We start from the raw sequence: 22494 nt of genomic DNA, 5'->3' as shown, positions 1-22494 counted from the left end.
TGGGGTCATCATATCCAGTTTTAATGATCATTCGCTATCCTGCCAATCCTGGAATTGGTACGGAATCTCAAGTTATCCGCATTGGTTTCAGGTGAACGCAAAAAAGCCGACTATATCGCTACAGTCGACTACGCTATTTCTATAGAACACTATTTAGACAAAAAAACCGACTGCATTATGCAATCGGTTGTCTGTTCCTAAGATGGCTTTTATATTTGAATCGATTATATTCATTAATAAGCTCGTCCAGTACCATGGACTGTCGGAGGACTTTGTTGTCCTGCATGCCATGATTCTCCGCCAAACGACTCAACTCTTGCCTGTTCCGTTCGATTTTATCTGTGATCTGTACCGGTTCACTCACAGCATGCACCCCCTCTTTGTATAACATTTTAGGATACATTGCCAAAAAATTCATATTATATTCCTTTGCAGAATAAAATGTTTATTTACAAAAGTTTTCAAAGAAATTCAACCTTTTTCATACTTATATGTTGAACTACGGATTAAATTGTAAATAAGAAAAAAAGTATTCGGAACCCGAATACTTTTACTTATTTACTTCGTAATGAATTTGCTAAATACAACATTAACATCCCTACAAATATCAATAATATTCCTTCAATTTTATACGACCAAATCTCTGAGTTTATAAAACTACCAAAGATATCAGAGGTATCAGACTTAACATTTTGGTATTCTGCAAAAACCAACATAGCTTTGTCCATACCCCAATCAGTACTTTGAGCAATAAACTGAAATCCAATAACAAATAATACAAATGAACAGATAAGGGCTAATAAGGAAATCATTTTACTTTTCAAATTTAAATTCTCCTTTGATAATATAATATTGCCGTTATATGCGCTATTATACTACCAAAATTGTGAAATTATGTCTAGTTACCAACCAGTAGTATCTTGCCAGTAAAAGTATAAACCCGTCGGTTCTTTATACTCATAAGTACCAATATAAGAATCAGAAAAGAAACCTTGTTTCCATATCTGAAACGAATAGTAGTTGTATGTTGGTGCGCAGTAAATGGTATATGTTTTATTCGCAGGAATTTGGATTGGTCCATATGTTTTGTTAAAGTTACGAGTTGCCTGATAGGTCGTGCCTAGCTTTGCAGCAATCTCTGCACCTCCCCATCCTGCTTTCGAAGAAATCTCAGCAGAGAACGTAGTAGCTACACCATCAATAACGGACAAGGACAAGGGCGCTGGACCTTTTCCAGTCGCACGCTCAATAACATTTCCAGTAATTTGGGTCATGTCAATGTTTTTCAGATAGTAATCTCCTATCGCAGAAGGAAGCACCTGATCGTTTGATAGATTGGAACGAGTCCTATCAAAAGGAACATAATACCCTGCAATAATTGTTTCAGGATCAAGTCCTTGTGAAATAGCTTTTTCTTTAAATTTAGGATCAAAAATACCTATTGTACTTGACTGAGAAATATCATTATTACTCACTATTTCAGGCGTATTCGTACTTATAACTTGTCCCTCAGATGAAGCAGATGCCACTGATGAACAAGCGGAAGAAATCATGATTGCCGTTAATAAAATTTTCCCAAAGTTTTTCATGGATAGAACCTCCTCATAAGTTTTAAAATAGTCACGTTAATAACCTATCTAACTTAATAAAGAAACTAAGATCATAAGACTGTGATATCTTTGAAGCTAGAATTCTCCCTTCATCGACTTAAATCAAAAAACGATGCAATCACCTCTTTTCTTTGTAATTGAGAACGTGCTCAGATTAATCATATAATCATTTTCAAAAGAAACTTAAATAAACTTTTTATGAATAATAATCCATAATACAGCCCTATTGTTATTAAACATTGATGATCACCATACAAACACTATTTTTAGTATGACTATGATTTTAAGTTAGCTTCACAATACTTTACACCTCTTTACGTTCACTCCTAAAGTAACTCGATTATATTCATTAATTAGCTCATCCAGTGCCATAGACTGTTCAATCACTTTTATATTTGGGATTTCATATTGATCTACCAAGCGACTCAACTCTTGCCGACCTTGCTCGATTTGGTCTTTCAAGTTACTCAGTTCTCTCATGGCAAGTCCCCCTCTAGGACATTCTTAAAAAACATTTAATATGAGTAGGCTATTTAGTTTCGCTAATGACGACAAGTACTTTGAAAAACATAATATATTTTGCATAATTTTGTAAAAACATTTCTTTAGAAAAGACCTTGTGCTCTGCCTAGTGCTTTTCTAAAACACAAAACAGCCTAACTCAGAAGCAGGTAGGCTGTTTGTTTTATTATATATTTATTGTCTTAAATAATTGAGAATACGTCTCTTGCTGAGACAAACTAGCTTGTTGTCTATAAGTCCCGTATAAATCAACACATTTTACTGTCATATGATCGTCTTGGTTAAACGTTGAAAGAGATAAGTGTATTAAGAATTACATTTATACCGGTTTGATAAACTTTTAGTCTGGATTTATACTTTGCAAGTTCATAATTAAACAACATATACGGAACGAATATTGTGCATCTTCTTCATCGTCCCTTCCCAGATATTTCATTATTCAAAAGTCGGCAAACTTAACTTTTCTATTAATTTTTTGTACTTTCTGATCTGTGTTTCGGTGGCTTCACTCCTATACTCCCCATACAAATCTAAACATTTAATGCACATTAGTTCATCTTTACTTGAAGAAGAGAGATCTAAGCAAATAAGTAAGGCATCAATTCCAAGTGAATAATTATATTGATTTATTTGATATTTTGCCAATTCATAATAAAAAACTCTATATCCATGGTCTATCATTTGATCGGTATAACCACCTTTATTATGAAAGTCCGTATTAAACAAATTAATCGGATATTCAAACTTTTTCAAAGCATGACCAATATTAAATCCATACTGATTAGCTGCTTCCAATATATTTAGCAAACCAGTTAATATCTCTTCTGGATTGTTCTCTAAGTATCCTAAATAAGGAAAGATTACTTCCTCCTGACCTAGCAATATTCGGAATGCATATTGATTCCCCTCTCCCCATTTCTTGAATAGATCTATTATTTTTTGATCCTCTTCTGTAGGATTCTCAATTTCAATTATCTCCATGTATTTTTGCAGATAATTTATGGCCTCATCGTATTCCTTGCGGGTATCATAAACGCTTGATATTAATAAGTTTGCATAGGCTGCATATGTAAAAAGAGGATAGGCTGTTAGCCTTCTTTTATTTTTTCGCCTACGAGATTGAATTTTTAATTGAAATTCTGCTTTCCGTTCCAGTTCCCGTGCCCATGCATCGACCTTGTCCCACAAATGTATCGTATTATATACGTTTGCCAAGTCTTTAATTGCATCCAATTGCACTTCTTCATTTAATTTATCAATATACGGTTCGAACTTTACTGCTGCATTGAGATTATCATATTTACTCAGTGTTTTATGAAGCAAGAACATGCGGTACTGGCAAAGAGCCAACCGCTCCGAATGTTGATACTTCTCACTGTCGGCCACACATTCATATATAATGAGTGCCGTTTCATTCATGCCTGTATTATAGAGACTCTCTGCCACATCAAATAACTCATCAATATAGGATTGATCATCTGTCACATGAGTAATGACTTGTTCGATAATATCCAGCTTGCCAAGCTCAGCGCAACGATATATAAATGGTTCTAAACGTCTCCAATGAGGTGCAGAATCAATAAAACATTCCACACCATACATATCATAAAAGTATCCCTGCTCTAAACCCATTGCTGATGTGATTAGGTCTAGTTGATTCATTGACATAAGTCTGGTTCCTTTGATGATCGCACTTAATGTACCAACATTAATGTCAGCCATTTCTGAAAATTGCTGTAGCTTATATCCCTTATTTTTCAAGTGACTTTCAATATAGGAACGTATATTGGACATTGTCTTCATCGTCCTTCCCCAGATGTTTTACTATCGAAAAGTCGGTACACTTAACTTATCTATTAGTTTTGTATACTGCTCTTCCTGAGTCTTACTGGCGCGATCTCTATATTTTCCGTATAAATCAATACATTTGATACACATTAGATCTTCATTACATGAAGAAGAACGTTCCAAACTAGTAATTAGATGTTCTGTTCCCTGTTCAATTTGGTTCTGATTCAATCTGTATTTTGCTAGTTCGTAGAATAAGCGTATATATCTAAAATTTGATGCCTGTTCGTTATATATTCCTTTTACATGTCTTGCCGCTTTAATTTGATCAATGTGATTTTGGAATCTATTTAATGCATGGTCAATATTAAAAGAGTACTGATTTGCCGCCTGTATAATATAGGCGAGTGCTGTTAAAATTTCGGCATGATTAACATCTAGGTAATTCAAATAACGGTTTAAGCCTTCGAAGTCACCTGATAGTATTTTGTACAAATATCGATTGCCCTCAGCCCAGCCCTTGAATCGATCTATCAATTCTTGCTCTTCCTCTGTTGGATTTTTAATCCCATCCATAATATCCTCATAAACATCTGTGTACTCCAAAGCTTTCATATATTGCTTACGTTCTTCAGATACATTTGCCATGAGCAGATTAGCATAAGCTTTATAAGTAAATAGAGGATAAGAGGCTATTCTTGGTTTTCTGTTCCGTCTCATAGATTGAAGTTGAACTTGGAATTCAGTTCTTTGAATCAATTCATTAGCCAGTTCAAAAACCTTATCCCATAGATTTATCGCGCCATACAAATTAGCTAAATCTTTAATCGCATCCAGTTGTACTTCCTCATTCAATTTTTCGATAAAAGGTTCAAATTTTACTGCGGCATTTAAGTTATTGAATTTATTCAGTGTTTTATGAAGCAGAAAAATACGGTACTGGCATAAGGCCAACCGCTCGGAGTGTTGATATTTTTCACTGTCTGCCACACATTCATACAAAATAAGAGCTACTTCTTTTAATCCTCTAGCAAAAAAGCTTTCAGCTACATCAAATAATTCTTCTATATATGATCGATCGTCCGTTACATGAGTGATGACTTGTTGTATACAATCCAGCTTACAAAGCTCAGCACACTCATATAGATATGGCTCCAAACGTCTCCAGTGGGGCGAAGATTCTATGAAGGATTCAACCCCATAACTCTCATAAAAATACCCTTTCTCTAATCCCATAACAGAAGTAATCTGATTCAGTTGGTTCATAGACATTGGCCTGTTGCCTTTAAGAATGGCACTTAAAGTTCCAACATTAATTCCAGTAATATCGGAAAAATGCTGCAACTTGAGATTCTGCTCTCTCATATATTTCTCAATATGTACTCTTATTTTAGGTACCAATTCCACTGTCTCACCTCCGTCATTAGAATCACTTATAATTCAATTTCATTCAATAAATGTTATTTTAATCCTGTATTTTACATTGGTCAATCTATGAAAATACAAAAAAGCTTACTCTCGTTACTTGAAAGTAAACCTTTTTGAAAAATTTAATATATCCACTGTTATAATTTTCCCACTCCATGTGTAATACCCATTATTTGTATAATTCCATCACTATTAAAATTAGCTAATTGACTTACATTAATAATCATAATACTAAGCAAAATTATATAGTAGATTTTCTTTTTTTTCATAGGATTTCTGAACCTCCATCATGATAAGTTTGTACTGATGCTCGATTTCAGTGGTACCCATGTTTTTGTACTTCTCATACAAGGAAACACAATGAATGATATCTGTTTGATTGTTAAATCGTACAGACTCTCTCAGACAGTGCATAAGTTGCTTCAAACCCTCTGGATATTCATGACGATTTAAGTGATAAAGAGAACGTTCCAACAAGAATGCAGCATAAATTTCATTTTTCATCTGCTCAGTATATCCTTTTAAACAGTTAATTTCCGAGTTAATTCGATCGCTGAACTTATACAAAATATCATCAATATTTCTATCGAACTTATTAGCTGCCTCCAAAATATTAATGATTGCAGGTAAAATTTCCTCTTCATTTTCTTCAATAAATTCCATATAAGCAGGTAAAACACTATGGTCACCCATCATCAATTTATATAAATAAGTATTGGCTTCCGCCCATCCAGCAAAATTATCAATAAATATTTGATCTTCTTCATCCGGTTCCGAGACATTAGCAAGTTTGGCATAGAACTCTGTGTAGACTAGAGCCTCTTCATACCGCCCCTGCTTCTCGCATACCGATGATTTAAGTAAATTTGAATAAGCTCTATATACAAACAAAGGATAGGCGGTAAGTCTATCAATTTTGTCTATTTTTTTCTTTGTATATGACTGCAAGATTTTCGTTTTCTGATCTAATTCTTCAGCCAAATTAAATACCTTTTCCCAATATCGAAGAGACGCATACGTATTCGCCAAATCTTTTATCGCATCCAGTTGCCGTTCCTCATCCAGCCGATTAATATATGGTTCAAAATGTACGGCTGCACGAAGATTCTCATGCTGGTCCTGACCGAGAGATAACGTGAAGATGCGATACTGGCACAGAGCCAGACGTTCCGAGTGTTGATATTTCTCACACTCCGCCACACATTCATATAACATTCGTGCAGCCTTCGTCTGTCCACGTTCAAGCATGCCTTCGGCCATCTCGAACAACTCTGAGATATACGAGCGATCATCCGTCACTTCCTGGATAACCTTATGAATACATTCCAGCTTGTCCAATTCAGCACAGCGTTGCAGGAATGGTTCCAGTCTCCTCCAATGAGGTGCCGATTCCACGAAACATTCAGCCCCATAAATCTCGTAGAAATATCCTTCTTCCAGCTTCATGCCCTGGGTAATCAGATCCAGCTGTGCCATAGCGATGGGCCGAGTCCCCTTAATGATCGCACTGAGCGTTCCGGCGTTAACCCCCGATATGTCGGCAAAATACTGTAAGGTGTACCCTTGTTTCCTGATGTAGTCCTCAATATATGAGCGTATCGTAGTTGTAGGTTCCATGTATCCCACCTCCACAATGAAAATCCATAATTTTGAATTTATATGATATGCACAATTTTAATCCTAAATTTTACAGCGGTCAATAAAAATCGTGGCAATTTCCTTCACATATATGCATCGAAGCATGAAATGAATGTTTGCTTATAGAAAAAATCCATTAGAAGAATTAGAGAGAACGTGATACATTTAATGCAACTTACATATCCTACTATTTCAATAGGATTATACGACACAGAATTATTAATTCAGTTCAAGGAGAAGGTCAGATGAAATTTGCCTTGTTTAGTCTCATGATGAATCTGCCTAATGCAGTAACCGGGGAAGCTCTGACGACTCAGCAGAAATTCCACAATATATTAGAGCAAGCGATGCTGGCTGAACGACTGGGATTCGACGCCTATGGAATCGGTGAACGACATGGTGCACCGTTTCTATCTTCCTCGCCGCCTGTCGTATTAACCGCTATAGCCGCAGCAACCACACGCATCCGGTTACTAACCACCGTCACTGTTCTTAGTATACTTGATCCGGTCCGGGTTGCCGAGGATTATGCCACGCTGGATCAATTATCAGGTGGACGGCTGGAGATGATCATTGGGAAAGGCAATGACCCTCGGCACTATCCGCTGTTCGGCATCCGCGAAGAGGAACAGTGGGATTCACTCGATGAACGCTACCACCTGCTAAAACGGCTGTGGTCTGAAGAGAATGTAACCTGGCAGGGAGCGTATCGCCCTCCGCTTGAGGGAGTGACCACGTGGCCAAGGCCGCTTCAGCAATCCATCCCGATCTGGCATGGTAGTGCGTCCAGCACGGTCTCCACCGAACTCGCTGCCAAATATGGCGAGCCGCTCTTCACGTCCAACTCTTTTCATCCGCAAGCCAAATACAAAGCGTTAATCGATCACTATCGGGAGCGGCTTGATTATTATGGTCATGATCCGCAACAGTCAGTGATTGGCTCCGGTGCCGGCAGTCTCTATCTTGCGGATACCGATGAAGAAGCCATCCGCCGCTATAAGCCATATTATGAAGCGTTCCATGCCACTGCCGCCGCACAGCATAACCAGTCTCCCTTTACCGATCTGGAGGATAACATTGCACGAGGTCCCGCGTTGATCGGCAGTCCGGAGCAGGTTATTGAGAAAATTCTGGACTATCATGCCGCTTACGGACATCAGGTGCTGAGTATCAGCGTAGATGGATTAACACATAGCGAGCAGTTGGAGCAAGCGGAGCGTTTTGCCAAGGAAGTAGCCCCTATACTACGCCGTGAACTGCCCAGTTCGGTGTGGAACGAACCCCCGGTGTTAAGCGAGCACTCATCCTCCCTTTCCTCCAACGCTACAGATTCATGGCCCACAGCCATCTCACCTATATTCCAGGTTTAAGTTTCTCCCACGTACAATACACACATGTTCCTTCCAGGGTGATTCCTACGAATTGCCCTCTTCCCTCCTCCCTCTTTCTACTTCCTCTCATCGGTATCGTCGCTCGCCCTACATCTACTCGGACTGAATGCCTCCAAACAGGGAATTTAGCAACACCTCTACATAGGAATCATCCATCGCTTCCCCCGTCACTAACATACGATAGAACACCGGCCCATAGATCAGATCAATGTAGAATCCAATGTCCACCCCTGCCTTCAATTCGCCACGCTCCACACCCTTCTCCAGAATTCCCCGAGCTTCACGTCGACGTGGTTGGATGTATCTTGTACGGTATTCTTCGGCAAGCCCTGCATCCGACTGCCCTTCCCCAATAATCTGTGTAATGACCTTGCCTTCCCGACTGGTCAAAAAACGAACCAGATTACTCGCATGTATGCGTATATCTTCAAATACCGACCCTGTATCCGGTACTGGCAATCTTGCCGTTGCAGCTGACATATATCCATCCATAATGACGGCGCCTTTGTTCGGCCACCATTTGTAGATAGTGGCTTTGCTCACCTGTGCACGTTCAGCGATCTTCTCGATCGTAACTGCTCCGAATCCGTACTCCAACAACAACTCATACGATGCTGTAAGAATGGCATTCTGGGTTTCCATGTTACGCGGACGTCCTCTTTTGGCAGTCATCTTGAGCCCTCCTGGATGTAAATTAATTCATAGTTCTCATCATCAGTCATATTCTTAAAAACGATACGTTCATTATACTAAACTGCGATGAGCACACACAATTACATCCTCCGCTCACTTTTTTTATTTTCACATAAAATTTCAATCCCTATTTACAATACTAAACGTTTAGTTTATTATATGTTTGTAATTAGTGTACGTAACGTTTAGTAATTGACGATTTTTAATATTAACTGTTTATAGAAGTTACTAATTTAGAACTGTGGAGGATGATTATGATGGATATGAGACAACAAGTGAAGGAGGCACCTGTGCCCACCTGGATTATTTTTTTGCTGGCATCAGCTTGTGGATTAATCGTGGCTAACCTGTATTATGCTCAGACTGTTATCGGACCGATTAGCATGACCACGGGGCTGTCTTCTGCCGCTGCCGGATTGATTGTAACGTTGACACAGATTGGCTATGTCATTGGTTTGCTGTTTATCGTACCGCTCAGCGACATCACCGAGAATCGGCGCTTGGTCGTTCTTTTCCTGATCGTACTGGTCGTTGCCCTGATTGCTGCGGCTTTCTCGCCCACTGCTGTTGTATTTCTGACAGCCTCTCTATTCATTGGCATAGGTTCTGTTGTTGCTCAAATTTTGGTACCCTATGCGACATATCTTACTTCCGAAGAGCAACGCGGACAGGTGGTCGGCAATGTAATGAGCGGTCTGCTGCTAGGCATCATGCTCGCTCGTCCTGTGGCAAGCTTCATCACCAGCCTCTTCGGATGGCAGACGGTCTTTGTATTCTCGGCTATTATCATAGCACTTCTGATGTTGCTTCTATCCCGTGCTCTTCCTGCTCGCAAGCCTGAACCCACCTTGAAATACGGTCAATTAATCGTCTCCTTGGGCACACTATTCAGAACGATGCCTTTGTTACGCCGTCGGGCGTTCTATCAAGCCAGTCTGTTTGGTGCTTTCAGCTTATTCTGGACGACGGTTCCACTCAGGCTCGCTAATGATTTCGGCATGTCACAGCAAGGAATTGCCTGGTTCGCACTGGCTGGTGTTGGAGGTGCTATCGCCGCTCCCATCGCCGGGAGACTGGCAGATCGCGGACTAACACGTATTCTGACGGGTGCTGCCATGGTGATTGCTGCTGCGTCATTCGGTCTGGCTTATGTGTTCCAGAGCCACTCCACGTTTGCACTGATTCTGCTTGTGATTGTGGCGATCACACTGGATATGGCCGTGTCGGGAAATCTGGTGCTGGGTCAACGCATTATCTATTCGTTAGGAAGTGAAGCGAGAGGGCGTGTGAACGGTATATTCATGTCAATCTTTTTTGTCGGCGGAGCTATCGGGTCCTCTCTCGGAAGCTGGTCTTATGAGAACGGAGGATGGAGTCTCACAACGCTGATTGGCCTGATCATGCCACTGCTCGCTTTGGTGTATTACTTTACTGAAAAGAAAGCGGCAGTTGTCAGCAACGAATAAAATGAATAGGTCGTTCAATCCGAACGACAGAAAAAGGGCAGTCTGATCCTCAGGATCAGTTCTGCCCTTTATGTTGTCATAATCACCCAGCTCCTGTGCGTATTAGGCTTTACTGTGAAGGGTAACTTGGTATCCGTCTGGGTCGGAGAATGTAAAGGTTCGCCCGAATGGTCCATCTATGGGTGCAGAAGTAATCTTTACGCCTGCTGCAACAAGCTTGTCGTGAATTTCTTGCGTATCAGGGGCATGCAGCCATAGAGCGATACCAAGTCCTGGCTGATTACCTGTACCAAGTTCGACTCCTGGCAATAGGTCACGAAGAGCAAATGCAATAGGCTTTGTTTCAAAGACCACAGCATGATGTGGTCCCGCCTGTGAGCGTACCAGTCCGAGATAGTTTTGATAGAATTCGGCAGAGCTTTCAAGATTGCTCACCTGAATTGAAATGAAATCGGGTCCAATTGCTGACATAATGTAATGTCCTCCTTAGTATTTGTATATCTTGATCATACAAGACCGCTCTTGCCAACAGTATGTCAGTAGCGTTCTGTCTTTTTTCGATTTCTTCTCTACTCGGATTTCTCTTTTACACCAATACGGGCAGATGCGTAGTTGCATCATACTCGACCAATCGCTCACCAGCATTCAATTTACGCACCAGATCAGGGTTTGAGATAAACGGTCTGCCAAAGGCAGCCAAATCTATGATTCCCTTGCCAATAGCGTGCTCCGCGGTCTGAACATCCAAATTGCCCACACCGATGATGATTCCATCCCACAGACTTCGAATCCGCTCGTGAAAGGACTGCTCCCCTTCCCACGCTTTCTCATAACGATCTGTCGAGGGGTGCAAGATCGTAATTCCCGTCTCGCGGAACAAGTTCAGATATGCATCGATCATTCCAGCTTTATCTGCCCATGCATAGGATGCATCATCATCCTTTTTCTCGGAAAATCGCACCGATATGCGATCCACAGGGATCTCTTTTTTCACAGCCACAATAATATCCCGCAGGAACCGCAATCTGCCCGCAGTGCCTCCTCCGTATTCGTCTGTTCTGTGGTTGGTCTTCTCATTGATAAACTGGTCGATCAGATACCCATGCGCAGCATGAAGCTCGATCCCGTCGAACCCTGCCAGAACCGCATTGCGGGCGGCCGTCTGAAAATGCTGAATCGTATCCGCTATATCCTGCGCACTCATCGCTTGGGGCACCTGATACGGCTTATGCAGCTTATGAACGTTCCCCTCTGCCGCAAGGCTTGAAGGTGCCAGTGGAGCGGTTCCGATCAGGTCGGAGTGGGACAACCTGCCAACATGCCAGAGCTGAGCAATAATGGTGCCTCCATGTCTGTGAACAGCATCCGTTACTCTTTTCCAAGAAGCCGTCTGTTCATCTGTGTATAGACCGGGGATGCCATAGGTGCCTTTGCCTGCCAGATTCGGGTTAATGCCCTCGGTAATAATAAGTCCCACACCATCTCGCGCACGCTGCTCATAATATGCGACCATCTTATCCGTCACGGTCCCCTCCTGATCATCAGCAAATCCCCGGGTCAACGGAGCCATCACAATTCGGTTCCTTAATTGCCACTGATGAATCTTCACCGGTCTCAATAATGTTGAACGTGTATTCATGTTATCCATGTCATATCCCTACTCTCTTCGTCATTAAGGATATTGTAAGGCGCCCTTGATATATCGTAAAATGATTGAAATATATAGATGTATCTCTCATAGAGATACCTAACATCAACATCTGCGGAAGTAATTGAAGTTATAATCCACGTTCAGGAGGATACAGCATGGAACTCTCCGATATCGATATTGTTCTCGCGGTAGCACGTTCAGGCAAAATCTCACAGGCCGCCAAAGAACTGAATTACGCGCAATCCAATGTCACCACACGCATCAAAAAACTGGAGCAGGAATATCAAATACAGCTGTTCAACCGATTTCCCAAAGGCGTTGTACTGACCTCCAAGGGAGAGCGGTTTGTCCAATATGCGACACAGATTCACAACCTTTTGTACGATCTGAAGCAGGATATGGCCGATCCAGGTGAGCCTGCTGGCACACTGAAAATTGGCATTGTGGAAACGGCGGCATCCAGCCGCTTTATGGAGATTCTGAATGAATATCAAACCACCTACCCGATGGTGTCCATCTCACTCGTTAACGCTACTTCACCCAAAATACTGCGCAAGAAAATACAGGACGATGAGATTGATGGTGCCTTTATCAGCGGGGCTTGTGTGAAGGAAGGACTGAAAGTGGAATACGAGATGCAAGATACGGTGCATATCATATCCAAACAGATGGACACACCACCCGAAAGTCTGTGCCAAGTATCGTGGGTTGTTTTCCCCGAGGGCTGCCCGTATCGTGAAATGACCGAAGAATTTTTGCAGGAAGAGGGGCTGTCCGCTCGTAATATCATCGAAGTTAGTACGATGGAAAACCTGCTCAGTTGTGTGGAGTCTGGAATTGCTTTTACCATTATGCCGTGCAATGTTATTCACAAAAGACCAGATCATTTCTCTGTATTCGACTTAGCCGAGCGATTCACACATACTACAACCACCTTTGTTCGAGGTGAGGATCGTTATGTCAGCAGTGCGCTTGATCAATTCGTGAAACTGCTGAACCAGAAGTGCATTACGTTCTGATAAGGTAACTTAGAACATAAGAAATAAAAGCAAAAGGCACTCATAATGAGTGCCTTCTGCTTTTATTTCCACTATACATATTCAATTAACGCTTACTCCACCTTGAATCTTGCAGCCGATTCGGCCAGTTTTTGCGTCAATTGATCGATCGTATCGACCATGTTTGCCAACTGCTGCACCGTTGAAGACTGCTCTATCATGGTTGCCGTTACCTCTTCAACCGAAGCAGATACCTGCTCCCCTGAAGCGGACAAACTGTGGGCTGACTCCAGTACGTCATCCTTGTTCTGCAACATCTCTTGCATCTGTCCTGCCATCGTGGCGATTTGTTGATTGATTACCGTTACTTTCTCCAGAATCATATCGAACGCCTGACGAGTCTGCAAGACAAGCTCATCCTGTCTGGACGAGATGGTGTGAATTTCCGCAACACTTTGGTTGTTCTCGGCTACATCGGCCAGATTCTGTTCGATGATGCTGGAGATTTCCTTGGACTGGCGGGAACTCTGCTCTGCCAGATTGCGAATTTCTTCGGCTACAACTGAAAATCCTCTGCCATGTTCTCCAGCCCGGGATGCTTCGATGGAAGCATTCAATGCAAGCAGATTGGTCTGCTTGGCGATCTGGCTGATGGCTTCCGTGATCTGACTAATACTGCCCGAACTCGTTTGAAGTTTGACCGTAATCTCCGAGATTTTCTCGACTTCCCGTTCGTTCACCTCATTAATACGCATCAATTCATTGACGACTTCATTCCCGTTATGGAATACAGATTCGATCTCATCTGCTCTCGCCTTCACATCCTGCGCACTGCTGTTCATGGCAGCCACTTTATCGCCGAAGCTGTTGAATTTGCCTGCAATCTGTTCGGTATCTTCGGATTGGGCCTCCATCGCCTTCGCGATCCCCATGGACGTCGCGGATGTCTCATCAATGGATCTCGCCGTCTGTCTGGATGTTTCCTCCAGCTCCTGAGTGCTGGCTTGAAGAACATGGATCGAACTATTCATATCGGTAATCAGGTTTCTGTTCTGCTCCACCATGCCATTGAAGCTCTCCGCCAGATCCTTAAATTCACTGTTATATCTACCATTGGCCTTGACGGTCAGATTCCCTTGAGCAAGCTGTTGGAACAGCCCGATCAAACGAACGATAGGTCTCGTAATACTACGAGAGATCAATAATCCTACGCCAATAGCCAGAGCAATTCCGATCAATGTCACGATAACCATCTGGCGCTGCATATCCTCTAATGGACGTTTGATATCATCATAATCGTCAATAATGACCACGGAGAGATCTGCGTCAGGAATCTGATTAACACGGTAGTAGATATCATCTCGATCCATCGAGGTGATTTTCATTTTATCGGTGGCTCTGTCCGCCATAAGTTCCATGGCTTCCTTGTCCTCTGCAAGTGTCTGTCCCACAACCGAAGGGTCCAGTGAGTCGAACATGATAATGCCGCTTCGACTCAGCACTTCAACTCTGCCTTGACCATTAATTTTAATGTCTCCCAGTTGCCCCAAGAAGAAGCTGCTGTCCACCGACATGGCGAACACCCCCAGTATATTCCCCTGTTCATCGGTGATGGGCTGCGAGAATACAATAATGAGCTTCTTGCCAGTCTTAGAGACAACCGCGTCACTGATAAAGGATTTCCCCTGTATGGACTCCTTAAAATATTCCCGATCTCCCCGTGACTGTCCAATGACTTCCGGCATGGTTCCCGCCACCATGGTTCCTTCCTTGTCAAACACGAATAGGTCTGGCTTGGTGCCTACCGTGTCGGATATACTGTCAGTGAGAATCGTATTCGCTCTGTTGAAATATGGATTCTCATCTGTAAAAAAGGTTTCATCTGTCATTTCGTTCGTATCACGCAACTGCAAGAGTTCTTTGAACGTGTTATGTACAGATATCGCATGACTCATCTGTTGCTGTAGCTGCATCGCTGTCCAAAGCCCTTCCCCAAGGCGGTCAGCCATCACATTAATCTCATCCTTGCTTTTCCTGACCACAACATCAGATGAAATCATATAACTTGTGGTCGTTGCACCGAGCAGAACCAGAACAACCAATACACTGATCATGATCGGCAGCTTGATCTTAAGCGACACATTTTTAAGCCTATACCCTACCCCTTGTCTTTTCCCCATTTTCCACTTCTCCCCGCTTCCCTGAACCATCTCCATCTAAACGATGTAAATACATTATCGGAAAAATTCATAGCGAAATTGATCAATTAGGGAGATATTGCCACTGTTTTTCTTTGTTATGTTCTGACAGTGCACAAAAAAAACTGCCTGTCAGATCGACAACATCCAATTTCGGAATGGATTTGCCGATACCTAACAGACAGTTTTCAGATTATACGATGAATGGATTACGATTACTTACGCAATCTCCGGGAACTCAGCGCGTGATGACCATTCTGCAGGAATGTGCTGCGCGTATTCTTCATCTGTTCGATCCGCCGCTCAGCCAGACGATCTGCGGCAACATAGGTTGCGATCCCCTCCGTGCGCGAGCTCTCAAATATTTTCTCCAGATTGGTGTAGATCTCTCCGATCTTGCTCCACGCCCGATCTGCATTATAACCGTTCAGCTCATCTGCGATATTAATCACGCCGCCTGCATTGATAACATAGTCAGGTGCATATACGATGCCCATATCATATAATTGATCCCCGTGACGGGTCTCCAATAGCTGATTATTGGCACAGCCCGCTACCACCTTCGCCTTGAGCGTCTTGAGCGTATCATCATTAATCGTGCCGCCGAGCGCACATGGTGCATAGATATCACACTCCACACCAGTGATGTCTGCGGGATCAACTGCGGTCGCGCCGAAGCGATCCACAGCCTGTTTCACCGAGTCCTTATGGATATCCGTAACAATCAGACGTGCACCTTCCTCATACAGATATTTGCACAGATGCATCGCGACATTGCCCACACCTTGGACTGCTATTGTTTTGCCTTCCAGCATATCCGTACCAAATGCCTCTTTGGCTGCTGCCTTGATCCCGCGATATACACCCCAGGCCGTTGCAGGCGAAGGATTACCGGATGATCCATAGCTCGCCGAGATGCCTGTCACATAATCGGTTTCCTGATAGATCAGATTCATGTCCTCTTCCGTCGTTCCCACATCTTCGGCCGTGATATAACGTCCGTTCAGCCCTTGAATGTATCGGCCAAAAGCCCGAAACATCGCTTCATTTTTGTCACGCCGCGGATCTCCGATAATGACGGTTTTGCCACCGCCTAGATTGAGGCCAGATACTGCATTCTTATATGTCATACCGCGGGCAAGGCGCAGGGCATCTTCAATGGCTGCTTCTTCTGAAGCGTATGTCCACATCCGCGTACCTCCCAGCGCAGGGCCGAGTGTTGTGTCATGTATGGCGATAATTGCTTTTAACCCTGAATTTCGATCCTGGCACAGAACCAGTTCCTCATAATCGTGCTGCTCCATTGCTTCAAACCAACTCATGTGCTAACCGTCTCCTCCAACCATTTTTGCGATCTAATCGCATTGTTCTCTATTTATTTACCATCCTCTATTGTACCCACGAATACCCATTTTGTGCAAAATCACATCGCAATGTTAGAGAAGCATCGGTCGATGTTTCTCATATGACGGGAGCAAAGCTGTCGAATTTTAGATTATAATTTTATCGTCTATCAATAGAAAAACCTCTCTCCCTTACAGGAGAAAGGTACACTTCCCTCAACTGCATCAACGTAATCGTCCGAGGAATCCAATGAATCGTTCACATTCAAGATAGCGTCTCAACCACATTAATCGGATGCAGATCTCCATCCACAGCAAATGAGGCCTGTCCCGTCTCTTCGGAGACAACCAGTACAACGGCATCCGTCAATTCACTTAATCCAAGCGCAGCCCGATGACGGGTGCCTATCTTTCGTTCATGCACTTCCGCCTGCGATAAAGGCAACACATTACCAGCGGATACAATCTGATTGCCACGAATGAGAACAGCCCCATCATGCAGGGGCGCACCGGGAATAAACAGCGATTCCAGCAACGCATGCGTCACTCTTGCATCCACAGCTACGCCTGAGTGGATAATTGTCTCCAACGGAACTTCCCGTTCAATCACAATCAGCGCACCATATCTCCGGTCAGACAGATGCTGTACGCTCGATGTTAATTCACCAAACTTCTCGGTAAAGGGTGACAGATAACAATCCAGATAAAAAGAAGAGGCGAGCACCTCAATCTGCTTAATCTCCGCTCGAATCTCTGCAAACTGCCCCAACAGACAAACACTGTCATTGTCAAAACGGGATAACGTCATGTTCATTCGATCCGCCACGCGATGCAGATCTGCCTTGAGCTTCTGCTTCATCGAGGAACTGTCACAGTCTGCTTGCTGAGCCATCATTCGCCGCCTCCTCTGGTTGGGTTGAGCTTCACGCCGCATCATTAGTACCCATATCTTCCCCTCCGAAGTAGATATTTATGCAATGGCAGCAAGGCTCTATAAGCTAACCATCGTCGTGATTGTAACTGATATAACAAGCAAAAAAAGAGCCTGTCCGCAAAACTCCACGGTCAGACCCTATTCGCATGATGATTGATGTCCTGTTTATTTCACTTATTGCGCTTTGCCGTATGAACCTGTCTTAAATGTAGTCGGGTCATACCATTTGTACCCTGCCGCAGGTGCAGCCCATGGCTCAAGTTGCGGCTCGGTTGATGCAGCCGGAGCTTCGATAGGAAGCAGGCTTGTTGCCGTATCCAATGTCAGTCCAGGCACTTGTGCCAGACTGGTATAGCTCTCTTTGACTGCGAGCCATTTCACGGTATTCACGAGGAAAGTAGCATCATCCACTTCTTTGAATCCATCATAGGTTTTCTTGGTAGCGCCAGTCTCTTCACGCAAATATTTCGGAGTAGCATCTTCCACAGGAGAAGAGTCGCCGATAAATGCAGCTTTGCCTGCGCCAACCTTTGCAATGGCAGCATAGGCTCCTTCAGCTCGTCCACCACCGTTATATACGCCTTGATCCACGGCATTGCCCCACTTGGACACACCACTTGGTACATACACCAAGCCTTTGGCCTTGTTAGGGTCTATAATCGCAACGGTCGATCCCGCATGCATGGCTACAGAATTAACACCAGCCGTGATGCCAAAGGATTGTGCAGGTGCAACGATATCCGAGGCATTTACATCTCCAAGGGCATTGTAGCGGAAACGGACACCAAAGTTCGTCGCGAGCCAGTCTGAACTCGTCACACTCTGCATCGCTGGTGATTCGGCTTCAGCCGAAGACATGCCTTTGGCCGGATTCAGGAAGGCACCGCGGCGATAGCCGTTGAATACTTCGGAAGAATCCCAGCGGTTTTTGTTGCGGTCTGCATTATAGTGGTCGGAGATGAAGAAGATACTTCCTCCGTTCTGTACATACTGCACCAGCGCAGCCTGCTCAGTCGCTTTGAACGGCACGTTGGCTTCGCCGATGACGAAGACGTGGTAATCTTTCAATTTATTATAGGTGATGGCTTGCTCACCAAATGTATACGGGATGCTGCGTTCCAGCTGATCCACGGCAAATCCTGCGTTTCGCAAACCATTGGCAAAATCCGAAAATGCCCCGTCAATAATCCAGTCGGCAGCACCTGCTGTCTGGGCGTGGGTATTATCAAATAATACTTTCTTGCCGGTACCATCCGGCAGTGTTGTGCCCGGGTTCGGTTCTGGATCAGGATTGGTTGTTCCGAAGGAAAGCGTGATGGACGTTGGACTTTTGACTCCTGCATAGCTGTTGTAGGCACCCAGGGTTCCCGTTACGATGATCTTTTTGCCTACAAGACTGGGGTTGGACGCCAATCCAAATTGCGAACGGAAAGATGAGGGAATCTGTACATCCAATAATCTGGCGTTGGTTCGCTCTGATGCTGAATCTGCAATCAGGACATTGAAATCATTGGCATACGGAGATGTAAACTTCGCGGTAAGTGACCCGGTAGCATGTCCAACAATGATTCCTTCAACCGTTGCTGTTCCTCCACCGCTCTGGGCAGCGATGGCCTGAGATACCGTAAGTGGTGCTGCAGCTTGTACCGGACTCTGTGAACCCGGCCCCAGCAATGCGGTTGCCATCATGATAAAGACCAGGAATGCCCCAATCCAGTGCTGCCATAACGCCTTCTTCATATTCCCTTTCTCCTCCTCCAAATTACCTGATAATGGGTTATCCTCCTTTAATTTAATGGTTCATATGCTGAATTCCTCTTTCTTTTTGTAAAGTTTATGAAAAAGTTTAGAAGTTGAGTCTATTGGCCCATATGCTGTGGACGAGCCTTTTTCTGAAAAAAGTTAAATTCGTTATGGACTTGGGATTGCATTTTGCCAGCGTTCATTGCATAATGAATATATAAACGTGATAATGATTATCATTCTTGAACTTGTCTCTTTGTAACTTTCTACTGCATATAATTTTACGATATTATAGATAAAGGGGAACGAACATCGAATGAATACAACTCTGCAAAAGGCTGATCTGCAGCTTGACGATTATTTGGATCTTCTGAACCTGGCAACCAACCTGGGTGATACGAGATGGCAAAAGGAAATTATCCGTAAGCTGGCGTATACGTATCCCGCTGTTCAATGTAAACAACCACAATAGCATTCGACATCATCATAGATACACAACATAGCTCATGACCGATTCCATCGTTGAATCCGTTATGGGCTATTTTGTTGTACAATGTACAGTAAATTATTCCAACGTGAAGGAGTGAATAACGATGCAATTGGAGACCGACAGACTGATCATCCGAGAGATTCAGGAGACGGACTGGGAGAGAATTCATGCCTATACCTCCATGACGGAAGTTACACAGCATACAGCATGGGGTCCAAACACCCAAGAGGATACACGAGCATACGTACAAGATGTAATACATTCACAACAGGCACAACCAAGAGAGGGTTTTGAACTTGCGATATGTCTGAAAAGTGACGGGGCTCTCCTTGGCGGAGTAGGTATTCACGTTATGGAGAAAACCAATGCAGAGATCGGTTACGTCCTCCATCCCGCTTATCAAGGAAAAGGTTATGCCGCCGAGGCAGCCCTCGCTATACTCGGTTTTGGTTTCAATGAACTGGGTGTTCACCGGATTTACGCCAAATGTCGCCCGCACAACACGGCTTCGGAAAATGTCATGAAGAAGATTGGTATGCAGCGTGAAGGTCTGCTGCGGGAGCACTGGTTCTACAAAGGTTCCTTTCATGACTCGGTTCTTTATTCGATTCTCGCCAGGGAGTATGGCGCGGCCAATGGAGACCCAATGCTACATATGTAATTTTTCGCATACATCAAAAAAGCTGACACCGATTATACGGATGCCAGCTCTTTTTATTATTCTCCGTAACGACCCCAATCGCCAATGAAGGTACAACCTCGAAACAAGCTATTTTTACAACCGGCACAGCTCTACTGGGCAGCTCGGGAATGTCGGACATCCACACATGCAGCGCAGGGCTGCCAGATCCCGAATCATCAGTTTGCCATCCATCATATCCAGCGTACCTTGTTCTTTCCATGCTCCCAGCATCCGCGTTACACTCTCCCGGGTAGCTCCGATCATCTCGGCAAGTTCGGTATGGTTCAACTTCATGTCCAGCACAATGCCATCCGGTGTAACCTTGCCATACGAGTTACTGGCACGGATCAGTGTCGAAGCTAGGGCACCCGCCTTGCCATAGAGCAGCAAATCACGGAATCTCGACTGGGTAATCCGCTGCGACAATGCCATCCATTGCAAGAATTTCAAGGCAAGGTCGCCATGTTTGCTAAGAATACTTTCCAGATCGCCAAGCGAGATAATGGCCAGTTCCCCTTTTTCCGCCATCTCTGCACTATAGCTATGATTCAGTCCACCGATGCCGCCGAACTCACCGATGAGATCGCCGCTTTGCTGAATCGACAGGATAATTTCCTTGCCATCCTCCGTCGACTTGGTCATTTTCACTCGTCCCGAACGAATGTAGTACAGGTATCCGGCTTCATCGCCTTCGAGAAAGAGACTATACCCCGACTTTACCCGTTTGGGTTGCATTTTCGCTTCAATCAGGTCCCATTGCTCAGGTGTAACGAACGAAAGGATTCCGCCTGTTTCTCGTGTCATTTTGCCCGCCTCCGTTTGTTTCTGCTCTGTTCTTTGGGTTGTTCTTTCCACAAATACTGTACCCATAACCTTCGTCCCCCTCGGTGATTCCTTATGTATACATCATATCGCGAAAGTAGCGTCAGGGTTATCGGGGGATTACCTGATCATTAACGAGAAACTCCCTGAATTTGCTGTGAGAAAAGTCACATTTCACCGATATGCCTCATCCTTCGCATTTCTTCAATCCCTTGGTGTACCTGATTCAGGAGTCCTTCACTGCCCAAGTTCAGTAGATTACGGAACGGAAATAGGGGTTTTCCCTGAATTACAATGTACGACAAAGGGTCTACAATAGAACTAACATCGTAATACCCTTACTTTAAGTCATGTTCAAAAAGAGCGGTTTTCAGTACCGAGAAGATGGGATGAAGCTAGAAATGGAGTAGCGGAGCGTAGGGAAAACTACGTGAGCAACTACAATGTTTCCAAAGGAAACATACTTCGTAAGCCTCCCGCTTATTTCGGCTGAATTCCATATTCGATGATGATGATGCCACTAGGCATTCTTCGTAATCAAAAGCGAACTTTTTGAACAACCTCTTTAAGATGATCCTGTCCAAAGGTTAATGATAATAATTCCACGTTATGTACGTTATAATCCGAAAAAGGAAGTGTCCTCTCATGCATGATGAACTGCCATCTGGCATTCAGGAGATGATCGACGGCCTGCGCCTGAATACATCCAGCGACTTCTGCGGGCTTGCCTGTCTGAACGGGACAATGCTACGCTGGAAGTATACCTCTGGGGCTAGTAATGAACGGGTGAAACGCATGGAAATGCGTCCCGGACAAGATCTGGTAGGTACAGCCCTTCGGACTGGGCGCACAGCCCGATCTGATGCACAATCCACCGGGGAGCATACGCCCGGTCGCTGCCCGTTAATGCTTGCTGAGCGGCTGGTAAGTGCCATAGCGGTACCTGTGTTTAAGGAAGGAAGCGTGCCTGGCGCCGTGCTGCTCGTTGGCAGCAGACTGCCTTGTACCTTTTCACCGAATATGATCCGGCAGACCGAACAAGTCGCTCTACATCTGGAGCCGCACGTATATGGATAAAAAGTTTGTACTAGAGAGCG

The 22494-nt window shown here is 43.9% G+C and carries 21 protein-coding genes; 6 read left to right on the top strand and 15 right to left on the bottom strand.

What is annotated here, in order from left to right; translation table 11 throughout:
* Positions 1-175: 175 nt before the first annotated feature.
* From WFI24_RS21180 to WFI24_RS21150, 7 genes are all read right to left on the bottom strand, one after another.
* On the bottom strand, positions 176-364 hold the full coding sequence (locus WFI24_RS21180) for an aspartyl-phosphate phosphatase Spo0E family protein (protein WP_036616818.1): 189 nt from the start codon (positions 362-364) through the stop codon (positions 176-178).
* 190 nt (positions 365-554) lie between these two features.
* Positions 555-824, bottom strand: a complete 270-nt coding sequence (locus WFI24_RS21175) for a hypothetical protein (protein ID WP_336763969.1) — start codon at positions 822-824, stop codon at positions 555-557.
* 78 nt (positions 825-902) lie between these two features.
* Positions 903-1589, bottom strand: a complete 687-nt coding sequence (locus tag WFI24_RS21170; RefSeq protein WP_336763967.1) for a hypothetical protein — start codon at positions 1587-1589, stop codon at positions 903-905.
* Between the two features lie 315 nt (positions 1590-1904).
* Positions 1905-2090, bottom strand: a complete 186-nt coding sequence (locus WFI24_RS21165; protein WP_336763965.1) for an aspartyl-phosphate phosphatase Spo0E family protein — start codon at positions 2088-2090, stop codon at positions 1905-1907.
* 477 nt (positions 2091-2567) lie between these two features.
* On the bottom strand, positions 2568-3926 hold the full coding sequence (locus WFI24_RS21160; protein ID WP_336763963.1) for a helix-turn-helix domain-containing protein: 1359 nt from the start codon (positions 3924-3926) through the stop codon (positions 2568-2570).
* A gap of 30 nt (positions 3927-3956) precedes the next feature.
* A complete protein-coding gene (locus WFI24_RS21155) occupies positions 3957-5327 on the bottom strand; it encodes a helix-turn-helix domain-containing protein (protein WP_336763962.1) in 1371 nt (456 codons plus the stop codon).
* A 252-nt stretch (positions 5328-5579) separates the two neighbouring features.
* The gene (locus tag WFI24_RS21150) at positions 5580-6965 is read right to left on the bottom strand and encodes a helix-turn-helix transcriptional regulator (RefSeq protein WP_336763961.1); all 1386 of its coding nucleotides are present in this window, start codon (positions 6963-6965) and stop codon (positions 5580-5582) included.
* A gap of 266 nt (positions 6966-7231) precedes the next feature.
* Here WFI24_RS21150 and WFI24_RS21145 point away from each other — a divergent pair, with 266 nt between their 5' ends.
* Positions 7232-8356, top strand: coding sequence for an LLM class flavin-dependent oxidoreductase (locus WFI24_RS21145; protein ID WP_336763959.1), 1125 nt, complete (start codon positions 7232-7234; stop codon positions 8354-8356).
* A 114-nt stretch (positions 8357-8470) separates the two neighbouring features.
* On the opposite strand, the gene WFI24_RS21140 is transcribed toward WFI24_RS21145, so the two are convergent.
* Positions 8471-9049 (bottom strand): TetR/AcrR family transcriptional regulator, encoded by a 579-nt coding sequence (locus WFI24_RS21140; protein WP_145325722.1) that lies wholly within the window; start codon positions 9047-9049, stop codon positions 8471-8473.
* A gap of 275 nt (positions 9050-9324) precedes the next feature.
* Between WFI24_RS21140 and WFI24_RS21135 the strand changes: the two genes are divergently transcribed.
* On the top strand, positions 9325-10536 hold the full coding sequence (locus WFI24_RS21135; RefSeq protein ID WP_336763957.1) for an MFS transporter: 1212 nt from the start codon (positions 9325-9327) through the stop codon (positions 10534-10536).
* 102 nt (positions 10537-10638) lie between these two features.
* Here WFI24_RS21135 and WFI24_RS21130 read toward each other — a convergent pair whose 3' ends face one another.
* Positions 10639-11007, bottom strand: a complete 369-nt coding sequence (locus WFI24_RS21130) for a VOC family protein (RefSeq protein WP_336763955.1) — start codon at positions 11005-11007, stop codon at positions 10639-10641.
* A 115-nt stretch (positions 11008-11122) separates the two neighbouring features.
* Positions 11123-12184 (bottom strand): oxidoreductase, encoded by a 1062-nt coding sequence (locus WFI24_RS21125; protein WP_336763953.1) that lies wholly within the window; start codon positions 12182-12184, stop codon positions 11123-11125.
* Between the two features lie 158 nt (positions 12185-12342).
* Between WFI24_RS21125 and WFI24_RS21120 the strand changes: the two genes are divergently transcribed.
* The gene (locus tag WFI24_RS21120; RefSeq protein ID WP_336763951.1) at positions 12343-13206 is read left to right on the top strand and encodes a LysR family transcriptional regulator; all 864 of its coding nucleotides are present in this window, start codon (positions 12343-12345) and stop codon (positions 13204-13206) included.
* A 92-nt stretch (positions 13207-13298) separates the two neighbouring features.
* Here WFI24_RS21120 and WFI24_RS21115 read toward each other — a convergent pair whose 3' ends face one another.
* From WFI24_RS21115 to WFI24_RS21100, 4 genes are all read right to left on the bottom strand, one after another.
* Positions 13299-15365 (bottom strand): methyl-accepting chemotaxis protein, encoded by a 2067-nt coding sequence (locus WFI24_RS21115; RefSeq protein ID WP_336763949.1) that lies wholly within the window; start codon positions 15363-15365, stop codon positions 13299-13301.
* A 233-nt stretch (positions 15366-15598) separates the two neighbouring features.
* The gene (locus tag WFI24_RS21110) at positions 15599-16705 is read right to left on the bottom strand and encodes a Glu/Leu/Phe/Val family dehydrogenase (protein ID WP_169480902.1); all 1107 of its coding nucleotides are present in this window, start codon (positions 16703-16705) and stop codon (positions 15599-15601) included.
* 286 nt (positions 16706-16991) lie between these two features.
* Positions 16992-17621, bottom strand: a complete 630-nt coding sequence (gene cdaS, locus WFI24_RS21105) for a sporulation-specific diadenylate cyclase CdaS (RefSeq protein ID WP_336763945.1) — start codon at positions 17619-17621, stop codon at positions 16992-16994.
* Between the two features lie 213 nt (positions 17622-17834).
* The gene (locus WFI24_RS21100) at positions 17835-19349 is read right to left on the bottom strand and encodes a DUF6359 domain-containing protein (RefSeq protein ID WP_336764276.1); all 1515 of its coding nucleotides are present in this window, start codon (positions 19347-19349) and stop codon (positions 17835-17837) included.
* 370 nt (positions 19350-19719) lie between these two features.
* Here WFI24_RS21100 and WFI24_RS21095 point away from each other — a divergent pair, with 370 nt between their 5' ends.
* Positions 19720-19875 (top strand): hypothetical protein, encoded by a 156-nt coding sequence (locus WFI24_RS21095; RefSeq protein ID WP_017691064.1) that lies wholly within the window; start codon positions 19720-19722, stop codon positions 19873-19875.
* A 121-nt stretch (positions 19876-19996) separates the two neighbouring features.
* On the top strand, positions 19997-20554 hold the full coding sequence (locus tag WFI24_RS21090; RefSeq protein ID WP_336763938.1) for a GNAT family N-acetyltransferase: 558 nt from the start codon (positions 19997-19999) through the stop codon (positions 20552-20554).
* A 114-nt stretch (positions 20555-20668) separates the two neighbouring features.
* Here WFI24_RS21090 and WFI24_RS21085 read toward each other — a convergent pair whose 3' ends face one another.
* Complete coding sequence (locus WFI24_RS21085) at positions 20669-21445, bottom strand: Crp/Fnr family transcriptional regulator (RefSeq protein ID WP_260871186.1); 777 nt, start codon at positions 21443-21445, stop codon at positions 20669-20671.
* Between the two features lie 597 nt (positions 21446-22042).
* Between WFI24_RS21085 and WFI24_RS21080 the strand changes: the two genes are divergently transcribed.
* A complete protein-coding gene (locus tag WFI24_RS21080) occupies positions 22043-22474 on the top strand; it encodes a GAF domain-containing protein (protein WP_336763935.1) in 432 nt (143 codons plus the stop codon).
* Positions 22475-22494 lie beyond the last annotated feature (20 nt).

The sequence above is a fragment of the Paenibacillus sp. USHLN196 genome, from assembly GCF_037144955.1.
GTDB classification, from domain to species: Bacteria; Bacillota; Bacilli; order Paenibacillales; family Paenibacillaceae; genus Paenibacillus; species Paenibacillus xylanexedens_C.
This window is presented reverse-complemented; position numbering and strand designations above follow the sequence as displayed.